The sequence below is a fragment of the Kineococcus rubinsiae genome, assembly GCF_011839805.1.
GTDB classification, from domain to species: domain Bacteria; phylum Actinomycetota; class Actinomycetes; order Actinomycetales; family Kineococcaceae; genus Kineococcus; species Kineococcus rubinsiae.
Genome location: NZ_VWPY01000005.1, coordinates 101,010 through 117,933 on the forward strand (window position 1 = coordinate 101,010; position 16,924 = coordinate 117,933).

At 67.9% G+C, this 16,924-nt stretch carries 20 protein-coding genes; 7 read left to right on the forward strand and 13 right to left on the reverse strand.

Going from position 1 to position 16,924, the window contains the following annotated elements:
- The first annotated feature begins 732 nt into the window (after positions 1 to 732).
- From F1544_RS26150 to F1544_RS05020, 5 genes are all read left to right on the forward strand, one after another.
- A complete protein-coding gene (locus F1544_RS26150; RefSeq protein WP_308469879.1) occupies positions 733 to 1,704 on the forward strand; it encodes a CPBP family intramembrane glutamic endopeptidase in 972 nt (323 codons plus the stop codon).
- Positions 1,701 to 2,897, forward strand: a complete 1,197-nt coding sequence (locus F1544_RS05005) for a sensor histidine kinase (protein ID WP_167582800.1) — start codon at positions 1,701 to 1,703, stop codon at positions 2,895 to 2,897. Before F1544_RS26150 ends, F1544_RS05005 begins: the two co-directional genes overlap by 4 nt.
- 2 nt (positions 2,898 to 2,899) lie before the next feature.
- On the forward strand, positions 2,900 to 3,592 hold the full coding sequence (locus F1544_RS05010; RefSeq protein ID WP_167582977.1) for a response regulator: 693 nt from the start codon (positions 2,900 to 2,902) through the stop codon (positions 3,590 to 3,592).
- A 449-nt stretch (positions 3,593 to 4,041) separates the two neighbouring features.
- On the forward strand, positions 4,042 to 4,368 hold the full coding sequence (locus F1544_RS05015; protein ID WP_167582804.1) for a hypothetical protein: 327 nt from the start codon (positions 4,042 to 4,044) through the stop codon (positions 4,366 to 4,368).
- A gap of 532 nt (positions 4,369 to 4,900) precedes the next feature.
- Positions 4,901 to 7,258, forward strand: coding sequence for an EAL domain-containing protein (locus tag F1544_RS05020; RefSeq protein ID WP_167582807.1), 2,358 nt, complete (start codon positions 4,901 to 4,903; stop codon positions 7,256 to 7,258).
- A 487-nt stretch (positions 7,259 to 7,745) separates the two neighbouring features.
- On the opposite strand, the gene F1544_RS05025 is transcribed toward F1544_RS05020, so the two are convergent.
- The 13 genes from F1544_RS05025 to F1544_RS05085 form a co-directional block, all read right to left on the reverse strand.
- On the reverse strand, positions 7,746 to 7,964 hold the full coding sequence (locus F1544_RS05025; protein ID WP_167582810.1) for a LuxR C-terminal-related transcriptional regulator: 219 nt from the start codon (positions 7,962 to 7,964) through the stop codon (positions 7,746 to 7,748).
- Positions 7,965 to 8,023: 59 nt separating this feature from the next.
- Positions 8,024 to 8,773 (reverse strand): ANTAR domain-containing protein, encoded by a 750-nt coding sequence (locus F1544_RS05030; RefSeq protein ID WP_208971319.1) that lies wholly within the window; start codon positions 8,771 to 8,773, stop codon positions 8,024 to 8,026.
- 265 nt (positions 8,774 to 9,038) lie between these two features.
- Positions 9,039 to 9,791: a hypothetical protein gene (locus F1544_RS05035; RefSeq protein ID WP_167582816.1), complete on the reverse strand. Its 753-nt coding sequence runs from the start codon at positions 9,789 to 9,791 to the stop codon at positions 9,039 to 9,041.
- Positions 9,792 to 9,886: 95 nt separating this feature from the next.
- Positions 9,887 to 10,291 (reverse strand): YsnF/AvaK domain-containing protein, encoded by a 405-nt coding sequence (locus F1544_RS05040; protein WP_167582819.1) that lies wholly within the window; start codon positions 10,289 to 10,291, stop codon positions 9,887 to 9,889.
- Between the two features lie 13 nt (positions 10,292 to 10,304).
- On the reverse strand, positions 10,305 to 11,153 hold the full coding sequence (locus tag F1544_RS05045) for a DUF2382 domain-containing protein (protein ID WP_167582822.1): 849 nt from the start codon (positions 11,151 to 11,153) through the stop codon (positions 10,305 to 10,307).
- 103 nt (positions 11,154 to 11,256) lie between these two features.
- Positions 11,257 to 11,523, reverse strand: coding sequence for a GlsB/YeaQ/YmgE family stress response membrane protein (locus tag F1544_RS05050; RefSeq protein ID WP_167582825.1), 267 nt, complete (start codon positions 11,521 to 11,523; stop codon positions 11,257 to 11,259).
- 368 nt (positions 11,524 to 11,891) lie between these two features.
- Complete coding sequence (locus tag F1544_RS05055; RefSeq protein ID WP_167582828.1) at positions 11,892 to 12,050, reverse strand: CsbD family protein; 159 nt, start codon at positions 12,048 to 12,050, stop codon at positions 11,892 to 11,894.
- A 104-nt stretch (positions 12,051 to 12,154) separates the two neighbouring features.
- Positions 12,155 to 12,736 carry an alkaline shock response membrane anchor protein AmaP gene (gene amaP / locus F1544_RS05060; RefSeq protein WP_167582831.1) on the reverse strand — a complete coding sequence of 194 codons (582 nt, stop codon included), beginning with the start codon at positions 12,734 to 12,736 and terminating at the stop codon, positions 12,155 to 12,157.
- A complete protein-coding gene (locus tag F1544_RS05065) occupies positions 12,736 to 13,317 on the reverse strand; it encodes a DUF6286 domain-containing protein (RefSeq protein WP_167582834.1) in 582 nt (193 codons plus the stop codon). The genes amaP and F1544_RS05065 overlap by 1 nt, the downstream gene beginning before the upstream one ends.
- Positions 13,314 to 13,667 (reverse strand): Asp23/Gls24 family envelope stress response protein, encoded by a 354-nt coding sequence (locus F1544_RS05070; protein ID WP_506318474.1) that lies wholly within the window; start codon positions 13,665 to 13,667, stop codon positions 13,314 to 13,316. The genes F1544_RS05065 and F1544_RS05070 overlap by 4 nt, the downstream gene beginning before the upstream one ends.
- A 169-nt stretch (positions 13,668 to 13,836) precedes the next feature.
- Positions 13,837 to 14,016, reverse strand: a complete 180-nt coding sequence (locus F1544_RS05075) for a DUF2273 domain-containing protein (RefSeq protein WP_167582840.1) — start codon at positions 14,014 to 14,016, stop codon at positions 13,837 to 13,839.
- Positions 14,017 to 14,096: 80 nt separating this feature from the next.
- Positions 14,097 to 14,372, reverse strand: a complete 276-nt coding sequence (locus F1544_RS05080) for an Asp23/Gls24 family envelope stress response protein (RefSeq protein ID WP_167582980.1) — start codon at positions 14,370 to 14,372, stop codon at positions 14,097 to 14,099.
- A 92-nt stretch (positions 14,373 to 14,464) separates the two neighbouring features.
- Complete coding sequence (locus tag F1544_RS05085) at positions 14,465 to 14,941, reverse strand: Asp23/Gls24 family envelope stress response protein (RefSeq protein ID WP_167582843.1); 477 nt, start codon at positions 14,939 to 14,941, stop codon at positions 14,465 to 14,467.
- Positions 14,942 to 15,250: 309 nt separating this feature from the next.
- Between F1544_RS05085 and F1544_RS05090 the strand changes: the two genes are divergently transcribed.
- Positions 15,251 to 15,904, forward strand: a complete 654-nt coding sequence (locus tag F1544_RS05090; RefSeq protein ID WP_308469880.1) for an RNA polymerase sigma factor — start codon at positions 15,251 to 15,253, stop codon at positions 15,902 to 15,904.
- Complete coding sequence (locus tag F1544_RS05095; protein ID WP_167582846.1) at positions 15,901 to 16,425, forward strand: hypothetical protein; 525 nt, start codon at positions 15,901 to 15,903, stop codon at positions 16,423 to 16,425. Before F1544_RS05090 ends, F1544_RS05095 begins: the two co-directional genes overlap by 4 nt.
- Positions 16,426 to 16,924: the final 499 nt, after the last annotated feature.

Below are 16,924 nucleotides of genomic sequence, written 5' to 3' on the forward strand. Positions count from 1 at the left end.
TTCGTGCAGTCTACGACGACCGCGATAGCGCGACTGGGTCAGCCACCTCACCTCGACGACACGTCGGTTGACCACGACCCGCAGCGGCCGACAGCCAAGGCTGTCGATACAGCGTCCGCGCGTTGCCTGGGGCAGCAGCCACCCCGCTGGGGTTTTCGGTCGCTCCGACCGCGTAGCCAATTTCGTTCCTACAGTGAGCTTGGGGTGCTATCAACGGCACAAGCACCTGAGCCGATGAGAAAGGCGCCGGAACCTGAGCGGACAACGCGGCGAAGAGTTCCTGATCAGCCTGTTGCAGAAGCACGTTCTGACACGCCGCCGCCGGCCGCGCCATGAGGAACTACGACTGACCATGCTCACCTGGGGCAGAACCACGGATTCCTGGCGGCGACGTCAAGACACGCTCGGTCGACTAACGGTAATGATCGCCAGACACGTCACCGAGCCGCTCACGCAGCCTGATCGCCCCTTACCGACGGGATCAACCGGACCGTGGACAGACCCGAGTGTTGGTGGCGCGTCGAGTCTCTGCAGACCCCATGTCACATCGCACCGATCCGTCCGGTTGATCAACCTCCGTGCCCTCAGTGCCGAGCGTCCGGCGCCGTGCGCGGCGGCAGTCCCTCTGGAGAGCTACTGCGCGTGCCCGCTGCAGGGCGACGACGGGCAGGCGGGGGGCTGTCTAGCGTTTCGGGTGTGCGCAGCGGGGTGCTGCGACGAGAGGAGAGCATCGTGGCGACAGAGGATGCAAGGGCGCGCAACGCGCTGGTGGGGCTGGACGCGCCAGGCGGTGAACCGGGCGAGCAGGCAAAGAGGCCGCCGACGCCACGGCTCCGGCCCGCGCCGGTGCGGCTGCTGGTGCTGCTGGTGCTGTTCACGGCCGTCTCTGCCGTCGTGGGCGCCGTGGTCACGTCCTCCGCCGCCGGGAAGGCCGCGGGCGGTCTGCTCCTCGGCTTGGGCTGCGCGGGGGGCGCGGCAGCGCTGTACGCCGGCGCCGTGCGGGTACTGGAGCGCCGAGACGCCGCGGAGGTGAGCCTGCATCACATGCCGTCGCAGCTGGGACGCGGCCTCGTGGTGGGGCTTGGACTGTTCACGCTGACGCTTGCGGTGATCGCCGCGGCCGGTGGCTACCGCGTGACCGGGTGGGGCTCGGCCGGTGACGCTGTTGCCTCCGTCGGTGTCATGGCTGCTGTCGCGGTGACCGAAGAGGTGCTGTTTCGGGCGGTGCTGTTCCGCGTCGCGGAGGAGCTCACGGGTACGTGGGGGGCGTTGGCCGTCTCGAGCGCGGTCTTCGGCGCGGCGCACCTGGCCAACCCGGGCGGAACGCTGTGGGGCGCGCTGGCGGTCATGGTCGAGGCCGGCTTGCTGTTGGGAGCTGCGTACACGCTCACGCGGAGCCTGTGGCTGCCGATCGGATTGCACTGGGGGTGGAACCTGGCCGAGGGCGGCATCTTCGGAGCCTCGGTGTCCGGGTCGGGGCACGGTCCGGCTGGTCTGCTCACCGGTCACAGCACCGGGCCCGCAGTGCTCACCGGGGGCGCCTTCGGGCCCGAAGCGAGTGTCGTCGCCGTCCTGGTGTGCAGCGCCGCGACATTCGCCCTGCTCCTCGTGGCCGTCCGTCGCGGTCGGCTGCGCTCCCGGACCCGCCGAAGCTTGCGGGGAGGGCCGTCGATGGCTCGCGCCCAGGGCACGATGGGTGCGTGAAGACGCTGACTTCGGTGCCGACGGCCGGTCCGTTGCGCCGGTGGCGGTTGCTGTCCCCTTGGGCACAGGACGGACTTCTGGGGATGGTGTTCACCGTGGCGGCCGTCGTCCCGGGGCTGCGATCCGGTGGTGTAGTGCTCGCGAACCTGCCGCCCCGGCCGCTGGATGCCCTCGCCGTGTTGCTGGTGCTCGGGCAGGGTCTCCCGCTGGCGCTGCGACGACGCGCTCCGATGATGTGCCTCACCCTGCTGTCGGTGGCCTTCGCCGTCTACCAGGCGCGCGGGTACACCTCACTGTTCACCGGGCTCGGGCTGTTCGTCGCGCTCTACAGCGCCAGCGCGCACCAAGCCCGGCACCGACGGCTCCTGATCGTGGCGGCCGTCGCGGCGTACGTCGCCCTTGCCGCCACCTTGCACGCGCTGGGCTCGCTGGCCCCGCCCGCGGACTACGCTGCGTTCTTCCTGGCGCTGGGTGGGTCGTGGGCGCTCGGGGCGTGGGTGCGGGCCCGCGCTCAGGAGGAGACCGGGCGACGTGAGCGCGAGCGGCAGGCGACCGTGCTCGCCGAGCGCGCACGCATTGCCCGGGAGCTGCACGACGTGGTCACCCATCACGTCACCGCGATGGTCGTGCAGGCCGACGCCGCCACCTACCTGACCGCCTCTCCGGAGCGGGTCACTGCGGCGCTCGACGACATCGCCGCAACCGGTCGCCGGGCGCTGGTCGAGCTACGGCACCAGTTGGGCGTCCTTGACGCCGCAGCGGGGCAACCGGAGCCGGTGTCGTCTCGCGTGCCGGCGGTGGGTGGCGTGCACGACCTCGTCGAGCACGCCGCCGCATCCGGGCAATCAGTGCGGCTCATCGAGCACGGGCGGGCCGGGTCGCTGAGCGACGGGGTCGCGCTGGCGGTGTACCGGGTGGTGCAGGAGTCGCTGACCAACGCACTCAAGCACGCGCCGTCTCAACCGGTCACGATCGCGCTGCGCTATGAGGACGCGACGGTCGGCGTCGAGGTCACGAGCGCTGCGCCTGCCACCGGCGCGTTGCCCGGTCCCGACCGGCTGCCGACCGGTCCGGGGCGAGGGCTGACTGGATTGCGGGAGCGGGTGCTTGCGCTCGACGGTCACCTGCAGACCGGTCCCGGCCCGGACGGCAGCTTCCGGGTCTGCGCCTCGATCCCCACGGCGGCGTCGTGAGCATGAGTACGCCGCAGCCCGCCCGCGACCTGGTCCGGGTGCTGGTTGCCGACGATCAGGCGCTGATCCGCACCGGCTTCGCCACGATCCTCGATGCTCAGGAGGGTCTTGAGGTCGTCGGGGAGGCCGGCGACGGAGGCGCCGCGATCGATCTCGCACGCCGCCTGCGTCCAGACGTCGTGGTGATGGACATTCGGATGCCGGTCTTGGACGGCATCGAGGCCACGCGGGTGCTGGCCGGGCCGTACGTGCTGGATCCCGTGAAGGTGCTGGTGGTGACCACCTTCAACCTCGACGTGTACGTCTACGACGCGCTGCGGGCTGGCGCTAGCGGGTTCCTGCTCAAGGACGCCCGGCCGGCCGAGCTGATCGCCGCAGTGCGCACCGTGGCCGCCGGCGACGCCCTGCTCGCCCCCGCCGTCACCCGTGCCCTCATCGGCCGGCACGCGACCCGGTTGCGCACGCCGGTGCCGGAGGGCTCCCCGGGCACCGGCTCGCTGACGCCGCGGGAGGTCGAGGTCTTGCGTCTGGTGGCAGTCGGTCGGTCTAACGCGGAGATCGCCTCGGACCTGTTCCTGAGCTATGAGACGGTCAAGACCCACGTCTCGCGCATCCTCACGAAGCTCGGCTTGCGCGACCGCGTGCAGGCCGTCGTTCATGCTTACCGCACTGGGCTGATTTCCACCGACACCTGATCCTCACCCCGACACGCCACCACCATCCCACTGATGATCGTCATCCTCCTCAGCGCACGAGCCGGTGCAGCCTTGCGCCAGGCGTCGCCGCGCACGCGGTAGCCGAGTGATGGTGGGGGCGCGGCATAGATGCCCAGCACGATCCGTCACGAGCACCGCGCCATCCCAGAGGCTGAGGGGAGACGTCCAAGAAGCCATCTCGTGGGTTGATGCCTCCGGCGCCGTCGAGGACCTGAACTGGCCTACCAACAACAGGTCTGTCCGGAGGAACTCGTGCCCTACACCACTGACGACACCGCGCCCACTGCTTTGATCCCGGGCAACCCTCGACATGCAGCTGTTGTGATCGTTGGGGCCATCGCAGTCGTCGCGGCCATCGGCATCGGCGGCCGTCTCCTGCTGGACACGCTTTTGGATGAGTATTACACCAAGCACTACCACTACGCACAGTGTCCGAAGCGCCAACGCGCGGAGAGGCGACCAGCTTCCTGCCGACCTGGGTCCCCACCGACGCCCGCAGCATCTCCTTGGTCTCCGACACCCGCGGCAGGGGCAAGACGGTCCAGCTGAGCACCGCGGAATCGGGAGTGCGGGGCGACTGCACGCTGACGGCGGCGCCGAGCACCGACCCATTCTTCTCGATGCAGCTGCCGGCAGAGGTTCGCACCGCCCCAGGCCTGCGCTGCCTGGACGGATGGTTTGTGGCCCAGCAGGGCACCCACCTCTACGCCTGGACCGTCGCCGCCGAACGCGAGGGCGGAGGCTTGCTCAACTAGATGTCTCGTGTAGAACACCCACCGCCGGGCGGGGGTCGTGGTGGTCGTGGCGGGATCTTCAAACAGGGCCACGACGATCCCGCCCACACTGCGCTCTGCGCGACAGCTGCCGTTTCGACTTCGCCTCGGGAGCGGCGATGGCCGCCAGCGCCAGGTGAGTGCGAGCTCCTCCTCGTGCAGGTCGTGACCAGCGCCCCGACTGGCACGACATGCAACGCTGTAGGCCTGACTGCTCCAACGGCCCACCCCCTCGGCACAGCAGGGACCTAACAGGTCCGATCCGAGGACGTCTCCCGTTAGACCGCTGTGAAGGGCAACACCTTCGCTCGTTCTCTCGCGGGCCTCTCATGGGTAGTGCCGCCGGGGGCCGTCGCACCACGACGCAGGAGTAGACACGCGCAGTAATGTGTCTAGTATCCGCAAAGACGCGCTTTAGCTGTCGCCTTCAACAACCGATGCATCCACCGGTCCTCCCAACCAGTGGAGGCCACCCTCGCGCACCCTTGCGAGGAGCCAGCCTGGAGGAGCACTCGTGAGCACCATCGAGCAGATCATCGCCGACGACTCGCTGCACAGTGTCTTCCAACCGATCATCGACCTGGACAGCGGCGCCGTCGTCGCCTACGAAGCTCTCGCCCGGGGACCGCTAGGCCCGCTGAGTGGGCCGAACGAGATGTTCGCCGCCGCACGCCGAGCCGGTCTCCTCGCCGTCCTGGACCGCGCATGCCGCGCCGCAGCCTTCCGCGGCGCCCTCGCGCACGGCCTGCTGGCGCCCTTGACGCTGTTCGTGAACGTTGAGCCGGGAGTCCTGGACACTGCCCCCGTCGATGACCTGCTGGCCCTGGCTGACAGCGCCCCCGGGCAATTGCAGATCGTGCTCGAAATCACCGAACGGGCGCTGGCCACACGGCCAGCTGAACTGCTGCGCACCGTCGAGCGAGTACGCGGCCTGGGCTGGGGCGTTGCGCTGGACGACGTCGGTGCCGACGCTGCCTCCCTCGCCTTCATGCCGCTGCTACGCCCCGATGTCGTCAAGCTCGACCTCAGACTCGTGCAAGAGCGGCCCTCCCCCGTCATCGCTGAGATCATGAACGCCGTCAACGCCTACGCCGAGCGCACCGGAGCACTGGTGCTCGCCGAAGGCATCGAGACCCAACAGCACCTCACGGTGGCCCGTGCTCTCGGCGCACGCCTCGGACAAGGATGGTTCTTCGCTCGCCCCGCCGCAGCACCCGCCTTGCAGTACCCGGTGGCGCCCTTGCACCTGCCCGTGGCACCCACCGCCGCCACTGTCGCCCCCTCGCCCTTTAACAGCCTGCCAGTCGGCACCTCGCTACGCCGCGCTCCCAAAAGATTGCTGGTCGAGCTTAGCAAGCAGTTGGAGCGTCAGGCGATGCGCTTGGGAGAGACGTGCGTCCTTGCCGCCACTTTCCAGGAAGCACGGCATCTGACGCCGGCGACGGCACTGCGCTACCGCGATCTGGTGGCGCGCATTGGCTTCGTCTGCGTCCTGGGCGAAGACCTGCCCATCGAGCCCATCCCGGGTGTGCGTGGCGCTGCCCTCGCCCCCGACGACCCCGTCCGCGGGGAGTGGGACGTCGTCGTGGTCAGCCCACACTTCAGCGCCGCACTGCTGGCCCGTGACCTGGGTGATGACGGGCCCGACATGGACCGCATGTTCGAATACGCCCTCACCTACCGTCATGACATCGTCGTGGGCGCCGCGCACAGTCTCCTCTCGCGCGTTGTGCCCACTCTCGATCCAGCCCTCGATCCGGCATCGCACAACGCGGACGAAGGCGCAAGCCGCTCGGTGGGCGACCTCGAGGTTCCGGCAGCATCGAACCTGCAGCCTGAACGCGGCCCGCGAGCACCCGCCACCTCGCTGACGCCCCCGTTGCCGTTCTCCTCGCAACTACCTACCGGCTGGCAGGTGAGCCCCGTGTCGGAGGCTCTGCTGCGCCGTGCGCTGGCCGCCTCCACCAGCGGCATCACCATCGCCGACCTCCGCCAGCCTGACCAACCACTGATCTATGTCAACCGGGCGTTCGAGCAGCTGGTCGGACACCGCTCCGAGGAGCTGCTCGGGCGCAACTGCCGTTTCGCGCAAGGACCCGACACCGACCACGACACAGTCAGCCGGCTGCGAGCAGCCATCGCAGAGGGCCGAGAGGTCCGCGAGAGGCTGCTGAACTATCGCGGTCTCGATCGCACACCGTGGTGGAACGAGATCTACATGGCTCCCGTCGCCGATGAGCACGGCGCCATCGTGCAGTACATCGGCGTGCAGAACGACGTCACCGCGCACGTCCAGGCCGAACGCGCCCTCGTCCAAGAACGCGACCGCGCCCGCTCCTACCTGGCTCGCCTTGAGGACCTCGCCTACACCGACTTCCTCACCGGACTGGCCAACCGACGCCGCTTCGAAGAGAGCGTCGATTCGAGTCTGCGGGAGGCCGAAGGCAACGGTAGCGTCCTGGCCCTGCTCTTCGTTGACCTCAACGGCTTCAAGTCCGTCAACGACAGTCTGGGGCACGCCGCTGGTGATGACCTGCTCGTGCAAGTCGCCCAGCGCATCAAAACCGGGATCCGACGAAGCGACCTCGCGGCCCGCCTCGGAGGCGATGAGTTCCTCATCGCGCTGAGTGGGTTGGACCCCAACGACGCGCGCCCGCACGCAGACCGCATCGCGCAGCAGCTGCGTGACGCCATCTCAGCTCCGTGCCAGCTCGGCGAGGCACTTGTCAGCGTCAGTATCAGTGCCAGCATCGGCGTCGCCATATTCCCCGATACCGATGCCGACCCAGGCGACAGCCACACAGGCGGCGACTTCCGCTCACTGTTGCACCGCGCTGACATGCAGATGTACGCCGCCAAACACGGCAGGTGAGGTCATCAGGCAGCGCTCACGCAGCTCTGGCCCTCCTGCAACGACGTCCGCGACACGACCGTACGCGAGAGCGCAGCACCACGGCTCCCCGATACGTTCGATGAGCGGACCGACACCAGCGCTTGCGACGGTGTCACAGCTCGCTTCATGAGCGCTTACACGACCTCGGGATACTCGATCGTTGTTTCAAGGTGAGCGCGGCTCATGCACCCCCACCGACTGAGATCGAATTGCGCAAGCCATGAACCACGCCGGACGAACTGCGGCGACGTATCGGGCGCGCTTCGGTGCCGTCTCAACAATCGATCCGTGGACATGGTCGATCAGCCACGGCCGAGTGCCCGACACGCCCAGTGGCCTTCCGCCACACTTGACTGGTTGGCTCGCTCAAGACTGTGGGGCGCGGCGCATCTGACATGGAGTCGACGCGCGCTGGTCGCCTGGATTGCGACGCTCATCACCCGCAGAAACCCACATGCTCAAGACGTCAGGGCTCAGATCCTCCCAGGAGGATCTTCACAGCCGCCGCAGTGCTGCTGACACCGAGCAGCCGCCGGATTCGCAAAAGCTGCAGCGCGACCTCATCGAGGCTCACGTGGAGTTCCCGCGCCGCTTCAAGCGCAGAGCTACCCGAGCTGATCAACAGCAGTAGTTGACGATCGCGGTTGCTCAGTGCCGCGATCGAGAGTTCCGGATCCTCGGTCACTCAGTCACCTTTCCGCTCTGATGGCAACGAAGCATCTAGCTTGCGTGCGAACTGGCCGGTCACGACAGGTTGAGGCTGTCGCCCCGCTCGGCGGAAGACACGATGTCGACCGCGAGATCGCGCACCTTCCGGTTGCTCTTGTTCGACTCGAGGACGAGCACCTGAAACGCTGCATCAGCGTCGCAGCGCACGGCGCTCATGACGACGCCCTTCGCTTGGTCGATGACCGATCGAGACTCCATCGTGGCCACAAGTCGGTTCACGTACTGTTCGCGCTGAGCGAAGAGCGCTGCGTTGGCGACGGCAACGCCGGCGTAAACGGCGAAGGACGCCGCGACCGCCTCTGCTTCGCGGCTCACGGGCTCATCCCGGCGAAGCCGGTAAAGGCCTATCGCGCCCGAGAACCGGCTCGGCATGGGCAGAGGCATCGCCAGCAAACTGGTGACCCCTTGGCGGCGGGCGAGCGCAGCGAAGGACGGGTAGAGGTCATCGCAGGCGGTGTCGTCGCTGCGGATAGGCACACCGGATGTGGCCGCTCCCACGCAAGGGCCGAAGCCGGCCTCGTATTGCCATTCGTCGAGCGCGACCGCCAGGGAGCCGCTGAAGGCCGAGATGCGGGTGGCATCGCTCTCGAGGGTGATGGAGACCTCGTCGACGCCGGGGATGGTCACTCTGGCAAGCCGGGCCACCTCGTGAAGTACTGCGGTCAACGACCGCTCCCCCAGCAGGATCCTCGCGAGATCGCGAAGGGCAGAGAAGTGGACAGCCGCATGTGTCCCGAGTTCGCCTTCAGGAGATGTGGCGGGCATGGAAATCCTTCCTGTGACAAGCTGAACAGCGCTCCACTGCAATCCGGCCATCTACGGGTAGCAGCGCAGTCCGTCAGCTCTTGAGCTCAAATCCGTTGAACGCGAGTCGTTGGGAGGGTGGTCAACATCCGCGCTGCCTCAGTCGTGTCCTGGTGCGACGATCAGCGTCCGGGCCGCTCACGTGCAGCGTCCCCGAGGTGAGTCGCTCCTCGATGCTGCACGTGCGTGGCTGGCGCTCAGGGCTGGGCGTCGTGCTTATGGTCGGTCAGCGACCGAGGCCTGCGCGGTCCACGCGGCGGTGGAACCGCATGCCGGCGAGGCCGCCGAGCACGGCCCCGAGGAGGGCGACGAGCAGGGCCGCGACCACCGTGATGATCGAGCCGGACGTCAGCGAACCCTCGTCGACCGGGATGCGCGGGAAGCTGTTCAGCTGGCCGAGCACGTTGTACTTCGAGCCGGCCACCGCGACGAGGATCGCGACCACGACGGCGATGACGATGGCCCACAACCACACGGCCACCCCCTGCTTCGCGCCGTTGAAGCGCGCCATCCGGCCCGCGACGTAGCCGCCGCAGAAGTAGGCGACGAGCAGGACGACGAGGAGGGCGATCGCGCCGGCGATGCCGATGGTGCCGGCGTTGCCGCTCGCCTGGTTCTGGGCGCCGGACAGCGCCGCGTCGAGGCTGCCGCTGTTGGCGAGGCCCACGGCCGTCCCCGTGGCCGCGAGCAGCGCGGTCAGCAGGACCGCGGTCCCCGTGGCGGTGAGCCAGCCGAAGAACGCGGAACCCACCTTGACGCCGCCGTGGGCGTCCTTCTCGCGCTCGACGACCGCCTTGCGATCCATGTCCTGCCCGCCGGGTGCGGTACCGGGGTGGTTGTCACGCGCGGACGAGTCGTCCTGGTGCGCGGACCGGTCGTCGCGGTGTGCGGACCAGTCGTCGTTCTTCGCGGACCGGTTGTCGTGGCCGAACCCGCTACCAGCCGCGTGGGCGCCGTCTGAACCGGTGGGTGTGCTCATGACTACTCCTGAAGTCGGGGGGATAGAACGGGCGAGCACCCCGGACGGTGGCGTCCGGGGTGCTCGCGACCTCTGCGCTTCGGTGGCGCGAAGGACTAGCTACGCCGCTGCGCAGCGGATTCATCGGTGACCGTGACGCTGGCGTGCTCGGTCCGGAGCTCGGTGCGCAGGACCTCCTCGCCGTACACCGTCTCGACCGAGACGGTCACGCGCTCGTAGGCCTGCGTGCTCACCGAGACGACCGGGACCTCCTCGTGCAGGACCATGACGAACTCCTCCGCCGGCGCCTGCCGGGGCAGGGGCCCCGACGAGTCGAGCGGTTCGCGGGTGATGACGAGCTCCTCGCGGCGCAGGGGGACCTGCACGGTGCGGAGCTCCTCCACGATGCGCTTGGAGATCCGCACCCGCTCGGCCGGAACCCGTCGGATCTCCACCGAGAGCTGCTCGGCGGAGAGGACGACCTCGGCGGTGCCCGGCGTGCTGTCTGCTCGCGGGCTCACGAGGACGGCCTGGTCAGTCGCGGTCGCGCGAGGAGTTCCGCACGCCCGGGTCGGTGTCGAGGTCGATGTGCTCCTCGCGGACCTCGGCGTCGACGGTCTCGGTGCCGGTGACGGTCTCGGTGCCGAGCTGGACGCGCTCGACCGGGACGGTCTCCTTCGCGACCACGGCGTGCTCCTCGGTGAGGACGACCTCGTGCTCCTCCTCGGTCAGGTCCCCACCGCTGAGCGCGTCGCCGCGGTTGGCCTCGGTGATCGGCTCGCGCGTGACGACGACCTCCTCGTGCGACACGGGGACCTGGCGCTGGACGTGCTCGGTGGTGATGTACTTGCGCAGCCGCGCACGGCCCGCCTCGCGGGTCTCGGTACCGACCCGCAGCTCCTCCTTGGAGCGGGTCATCGCGTCGTCGGTGTTGTCGCCGGAGGTGTCGTAGCCCTCGCCGCGGCTGTGGTCGTGGCCCTCGCCGCGGGTGCGGTCGGCGTCCACGCCACCGCGGGCGCGGTCGGTGTCGTAGCCGCCGGTGGTGCCGGTGGTCTGCGCGGAGGCGCTGGTGTCGGCGATGCCGTAATAGCGGTACAGGTCCGCCTCGTCGTTCTCGCTGAGCTCCGCGGCCGGGTCGTGATGCGGGGCGTCCTTCACCAAGGCCTTGTCGAAGGGCACAGTGATGGTGTCGCCGGACTGCGTCGCCTGCGCGAGGGGGATCAGCGAGGTGTTGGAGCCGAACAGGCCGGTTTTGACCGAGACCCACTCCGGCTGGCCGGAGGCGTTGTCCAGGTAGACCTCGTCGACCTTGCCGATCTTGTCGCCGTCACGGCCGGTGACAGTGGCGCCGAAGAGGTTGTCGGCGTTGAAGTTCTGAGCCACGGGTGGTTCCTTTCTCGTCCTGGTGGTCCGCACGGCAGGCGCCGGCGGGGTGGTGAAACGGTTTCTCGGCCCTGCCCGGACCGAGTCGGTCGTCAAGCTAGGGTCAGCGACGACGGCCGTTCAAGCTGCCGACGATGGTCACGCCGACGGCGGCGACGGCGACCTGCAAGATCAGTTCGATCCAGTCGATGCCGGGGGTGTCGGCGACGCCGACAGCGCCCGCGAGCAGGGTGCCGATGATGGCGGCGATGATGCCGACGACGATCGTCAGCAGGATCGAGATGTTCTGCTTGCCGGGCAAGACGAGCCGGGCCAAGGCCCCGATGATGGCCCCGATGATGATCGCGGCGATGATGCCACCGATGGTCATGATTCTCTCCCTCGAGGAAGTGGTGCGGTGATGACATGGCCCGCGTGGTGAGGGCCATTGGCGGAGAACGCTCTGCGGGCGAGCCGAATCAGCGGTTCCTGTGGCGCAGACTCCACCCGCGTCGAAGCTTGCGGGGGTCGTCCTTGGTTGCACGCGCAGAGACCAGATCTGCTGCGCCGTGCAGGCCGCGGGAAAGCTTCGTCGGGCCGTCACCGGTCTCCAACCGCCGACCTAGGCCGGCGAGCAATCGCCTTGTCAGGGGTACGGCGACAGAGAAGAGGACCTAGCGGCGTAGACCGGTGAACAGCAGTACCCACATGAATGAACCTTCTTCTTCGGCGTGGACTTGCGGTGCCCGTGCGTGAGGACTACTCGAAGACGTCCTCGACGTTCCCCCCGGTCTGCTTGACCGAACCCCTGGACTGATCCGCCTGCAGCTGTTCGTCGCCTCGAACGGCGCCGGGCTTCTGCTTGACCTGACCGGTCGCCTTCACGGCAGCGATCTTGGCCGTGTCGATGAATCCCACCTGTCCTCCTGGCTGCGACGTTGTTCACGGCTGCCAGCGAGACTGGCGGTGAGATGGATGTCGGAGTCGTTGGTGGGCGATGCGCTCAGTCCAGTCCACCCCGTTCAGCGGACGCGGGACTGCTGACGTCCGCGGCGAGCGACGCCCAGCTGGATACGAGCACGAGCATCGTCACGGCCGAGGACTTGCGCCAGGTCAGCGGTGACCTCATCGGTCGCCTCGACGACTGAGCGAAGGTCCGCGCTCGGCTCGATGGTGGCCTTGACGTCCACCACGAGCTCTCCGCGGTCGCGTAGCACCCGGCTGGAAGCCGACCGGACTCCGGGAGCCTCGGCGAGGACGTCGGTGGCTGTGGAAGCCGCACCAGCCGGGTCCACGCTGAGACGACCGTTCTTGCCTGAGCCAGGCAGAGACAGGGTACCTACTCCGCGGCGGGGCAAGTGGGCCAGCAACCACCACAGCGCGAGCAAGATGCAGATCGCCCCGGCGATGCCGGCGGCCCACGACCACCACGTCATCGAGAAGGCGTTGCTGATGGTCCTCAGGGCGAGCTGCTCAGGCGCCGACGGCCACACCCGCGTCAACAGGTCCGCTCCCCAGGCGGCGGCGGCCAGCCCGACGACAAGCAGAACAAAGCCGACGATCAGGGCGGCGATGCGGTCAAGACCCAAGACGGCGCGACCCATCAGTTCTCCTTCGGCGTGCGCATGGTGACGTTCACCCGCGGTGGTGACTGCAGGGCCGACAGGCGTTCGGTGACAGCAGACGTGACGGACTCGCGCAGCCCGGTCTCGGCGGTGGCCTGGACGGCGACGGTGACCCTTTTGCGAGTCGCCGTCGATGAAGCGCTCAGGACCCCGTCGACGGCGCTGGCCGCACTCGAGGCCAGGCGGGCGACGTCGCGGGTGTGCAGGAACACACCGCTTCGCGAGGCCAGCGGAAGGGTCTTGCGCGACCTCGGGCGCAGCGCGGTGATGACCAGCCATAAACCGATCAGGGCCACGACGATTCCGGCGGGAATCACCCACCGAACAGGTGCGAAGCCGTCGAGGGCGTCGACGGCAGAGGGCAGCCACTGCCGTCCCTGGAACGCGCCCGCTGCTACGAGCGCATCGCGCAGCAGCAGGGCACCGAGGGCAAGTAAGAGTACGGCCAGGAGCGGGCCGATGACACCGATGGGACCACTGCCACTCTTCTGGGTGGCCGCACGCATCGGCGTCGGGGCACTGGTGCTCTGGGAGGTGTCGCGGCCGGTGTCCAAGCTCATCGAACGCGTTTCCTTTCCGGAGTAGTCGGCCGGAGCACCTTGGCGACCTCCACGTCGACGGTGTCAATGTCGAGATCAGCCAGCGTGCTCAATCGTTCGGCGACGTGCTCACGCACCGCGGCAGCAACCTGCGCGGCCGGTAGCGGCCATCGGGTGACGATGTCGGCCTGCACGCGCACCCGCCGCCCTGCAACGTGGACATCGACGCGGGGATAAGCCCGCCCGAGGGCAGTGGCGAGCGTGCCGGCGGTTTCTTGGGAGGCGATCACCCCGGGCACTTCGCCGACGGCAGCTTCAGCGATCCGTTCGACTGCTCGGTTCTCGAGCATCAGCGAGCCCCGAGTGCCCATCTCGAGGCGTTGCTCCGCGGTGAACTCCGCAGCGGCTTCAGCAGGGCTGCGCCAGCGGCGCGGACGCCGCCCGAGACTAGAGCCGGTTCCGGCGGGTCGCCCAGGGCCAGTACTTCCACGATTCGGCCCGTTGCGTTCTACGACGGGTGCGGTCGCAGCCTCGAAGGCATCAGCCACGGCTGCGGCCGGGCACGAGAGCGGCGAGATCCAGCTTGCCCTCCAGGTGCGCACCGATGACGTAGCCGACGCCGGCGAAGAGCAGGGCGAGCAGGAACCAGCCTAAACCACCCTCGTGAGCGATGAGGGCGAGAAGTAGACCGGCGAACAGTCCGGCGATCGATGCGGACACGACTTTCCTCCAGAAGGGCTGCGCCCAGCATCAGCTAGGCGAAAACGAATGCAGTAGTGCTCGCGGACATGACGTCAGTGTCAGGTCTTTGGGCCGCTGAGGTCTTCGACGAAGACCTGCACCGGTACCTCCACCACCGCGGCCACGACGGCATGAATCCTCTGCGCCACTGCGAGGAGGGGCGCCGAGTACAGCAGGACCACATGAACCTCCACTCGGTCCTCACCGAGCTTCACTCCTGTCACCCGCCGCCCAGGCAGGTACGTGGCGACTTCCCCGAACCGGCCGGCGTGCAGGCCCGCCACGCCGGGAACAGCGAGCACCTGCGCGGCGATCGCGTCCGCGGTCTCGGCCATCGGCGCCGGCGCGGTCTTGATGACTGCTGCACCGCTCGCCTGAGGCCGGGGGTCGACGCGGGCGCCGCCACCAGTGCCGTCGATCGACTCGCTCACTGCACCCGGACGACGCGCTGCTGCGACTCGTCGTCGGCGTCGTCGTCGTCCTGAGGAAGGTGGATGTCCGCCACGGAGATGTTCACCTCGGTGACCTGCAGGCCGGTCATGCGCTCCACGGAGGAGATGACGTTGCGCCGCACGCTGTTGGCGAGGTCGGCGATCGCGACGCCGTACTCGGCGATCAGGTCGACGTCGACGGCCGCCTGGGTCTCCCCGACCTCGACGGAGACACCCTGGGAGTGGTTGACCCGGCCGCCGGGGATGCGCTCACGCAGAGCGCCCACCGCACGGGATGCGCCGCCGCCGAGGGCGAAGACACCGGAGACGTCCTTGGCGGCGATGCCGGCGATCTTCGACACCACGGTATCGGCGATCGAGGTGGTGCCTTGGGTGCTGGCCAGCGGCCCGGAGGCCTTCACGGCCACGCCGGCCCCGGTGGTGCGGCTGACATTGCTGGTGGTCTCGCTCATAACGACTCCTTGTAGATGGAAGGGACGATGCACGGTCGAATGGGTGATCAACGGGGTGTTGGCCCGACGACTCACCGCTCAAGTGATCGGGAAGGTTGGTCGGGGGCAGTTACAGCGGCCACCAGATCCCACCGCTGCGTCGCGACACTGAGATAGAGACCGTCGAACGCAAATCCTCATGGTGGAAGCGGTGTGATCTGTGTCACAGTTAAGTCGACGGGTGTCCCGGTTGCCGACGCTGACCAGCACTGGTCGACTCTCCGTCAACGCTCACCCTCCTGAGCGTTCCTCCTCGTGAAAGGGCGTCTCGTGAGTTCGGACACCAGTCCGCCTCTGCCTGGCGGAGTGGAGCGTCGGGCCCACGGCCGGGGCACCCGCGAATTGGATCACGGCGCTGCCCCGATTCCGGACGACGTGCTGGCGCGTCAGGCGGCGCTGGGTGACAAGACGGCGTTCTCGCAGCTGGTCAGCCGCCACGGTGCGGCGCTCTACCGCTACGTCAGCCGTTTGCTGCACGACACCCACGACGCTCAGGACTGCGTGCAGGAAGTGATGCTCTCAGCGTGGAGGAACATCGCCTCCTTTCGCGGAAGCTCTTCGGTGCGCACATGGCTGCTGGTCATGGGCCGCCACGAAGCGCAGAAGATCGCCCGTCAGCGTCAACCGCACTTTCCACAGTCGGGATCGCGCCCTGCGATCGACTTCGACGACGTCGTCGCCGACATGCGCAACAGGCACTCGGGTCCAGAAGGTGACACTCTCGAGGCGGAGCTGCTGGCCGCACTGGATGCGTCGCTGTCCTTGCTGCCTGAACGACAGCGCAGCGTTTGGGTCTTGCGCGAGATCGAGCACCTGTCGTACACCGAGATCGCGACCGTTGTCGGGACCACCCCTACAGCGGTGCGTGGGCTCCTCCAACGGGCCCGCACCGCCATCGCAACGTCTATGGAGGAGTGGCGGTGAACGACGGCGACGAGAGCGACCTGACAGTCGAGGAGCAAGACGACCGCGCCGCTGACGTGAGCGCAGGCGGCAACAAGTCCAGCGAGCGACTGGCGCGGGCAACCGTGCTCCTGCGCCAGCACACCGATATCGGCTGGAAAGCCATCGAGGACAACGTCATCGCCCGCGCTCTCACGCTTTACCGGCCCTCGGCTCCCGTGCGCGGTCATCATGAGTACGGCGACTTCTTCCTCGCCGCCGACCTGTTGGTCGCACAACTACGCTCCGTCATCGACGCCGTTCCGTCGGCTGCAGCCCGTGACATCACGTGCGTCACTGACGCTCAAGACCATCTGGAATCAGTGACGATCCAACTCATCGCTGCATACGGTGCCTCATTGCTCGAAGTCGCCAATCGAATCCACGCGGTGGCCGTCAGAGAACTTCGTCAACTCCTCGGTACGCTGGCGCCCACCGCAGGTCAGGTCCATACACACGTCCATTTCGGCGACGTCTCTGACGACCCGAGCGTGGTCAACTGACCGCGCGACACCTTCCCCGTCGACGGAATGGTTCGAAAGGTGCGCTGACCCGGCGGGCACCGCTGGTGCCCCGCTCTTCGTCGCCGTCATGCTTGCCGTAATATTAGCTCGACTCCGCCTTCGTGAAGACTGATGACTGACTCACCGTCGTGGTGGTGGGTTGATCGGTAAATCGTAACGGCTGGTGGAACTCAGCGCTGTCATCATCAGCCATCATCTTTCCCCACCTGAAGCGTGTCGGCTGCGCGTGCCGCTTTGAAACGCTGCAGATAAGCGGCCCCCGCGGCGCGCCAGGTCGCATTTCGCAAACACCCATATCGTGGCAAGCAGCTGCGCAAGCACGAGTGACCAATATGGCCGCTGCTTGTCCTAGTGCTCACCTGACGAGCAGCAGACGTTCACGCTAGGCGGCGAGCATGATCGCCTGCATGCTGATCAGGTCAGCGGTCACGTCCTGGACGATCTCGTGAGGCGTGATCGCGCCGCCGTCCCGGCCAAG

Bases quoted from the DNA above. Each gene is read 5' to 3' on its own strand.
- F1544_RS05010 (WP_167582977.1), top strand. From the start codon at position 2,900: ATGAGTACGCCGCAGCCCGCCCGCGACCTGGTCCGGGTGCTGGTTGCC.
- F1544_RS05030 (WP_208971319.1), bottom strand. From the start codon at position 8,773: ATGCCCGCCACATCTCCTGAAGGCGAACTCGGGACACATGCGGCTGTC.
- F1544_RS05070 (WP_506318474.1), bottom strand. From the start codon at position 13,667: ATGGGCACTCGGGGCTCGCTGATGCTCGAGAACCGAGCAGTCGAACGG.
- amaP (WP_167582831.1), bottom strand. From the start codon at position 12,736: ATGGGTCGCGCCGTCTTGGGTCTTGACCGCATCGCCGCCCTGATCGTC.
- F1544_RS05035 (WP_167582816.1), bottom strand. From the start codon at position 9,791: ATGAGCACACCCACCGGTTCAGACGGCGCCCACGCGGCTGGTAGCGGG.
- F1544_RS05085 (WP_167582843.1), bottom strand. From the start codon at position 14,941: ATGAGCGAGACCACCAGCAATGTCAGCCGCACCACCGGGGCCGGCGTG.
- F1544_RS05065 (WP_167582834.1), bottom strand. From the start codon at position 13,317: ATGAGCTTGGACACCGGCCGCGACACCTCCCAGAGCACCAGTGCCCCG.
- F1544_RS05050 (WP_167582825.1), bottom strand. From the start codon at position 11,523: ATGACCATCGGTGGCATCATCGCCGCGATCATCATCGGGGCCATCATC.
- F1544_RS05080 (WP_167582980.1), bottom strand. From the start codon at position 14,372: ATGGCCGAGACCGCGGACGCGATCGCCGCGCAGGTGCTCGCTGTTCCC.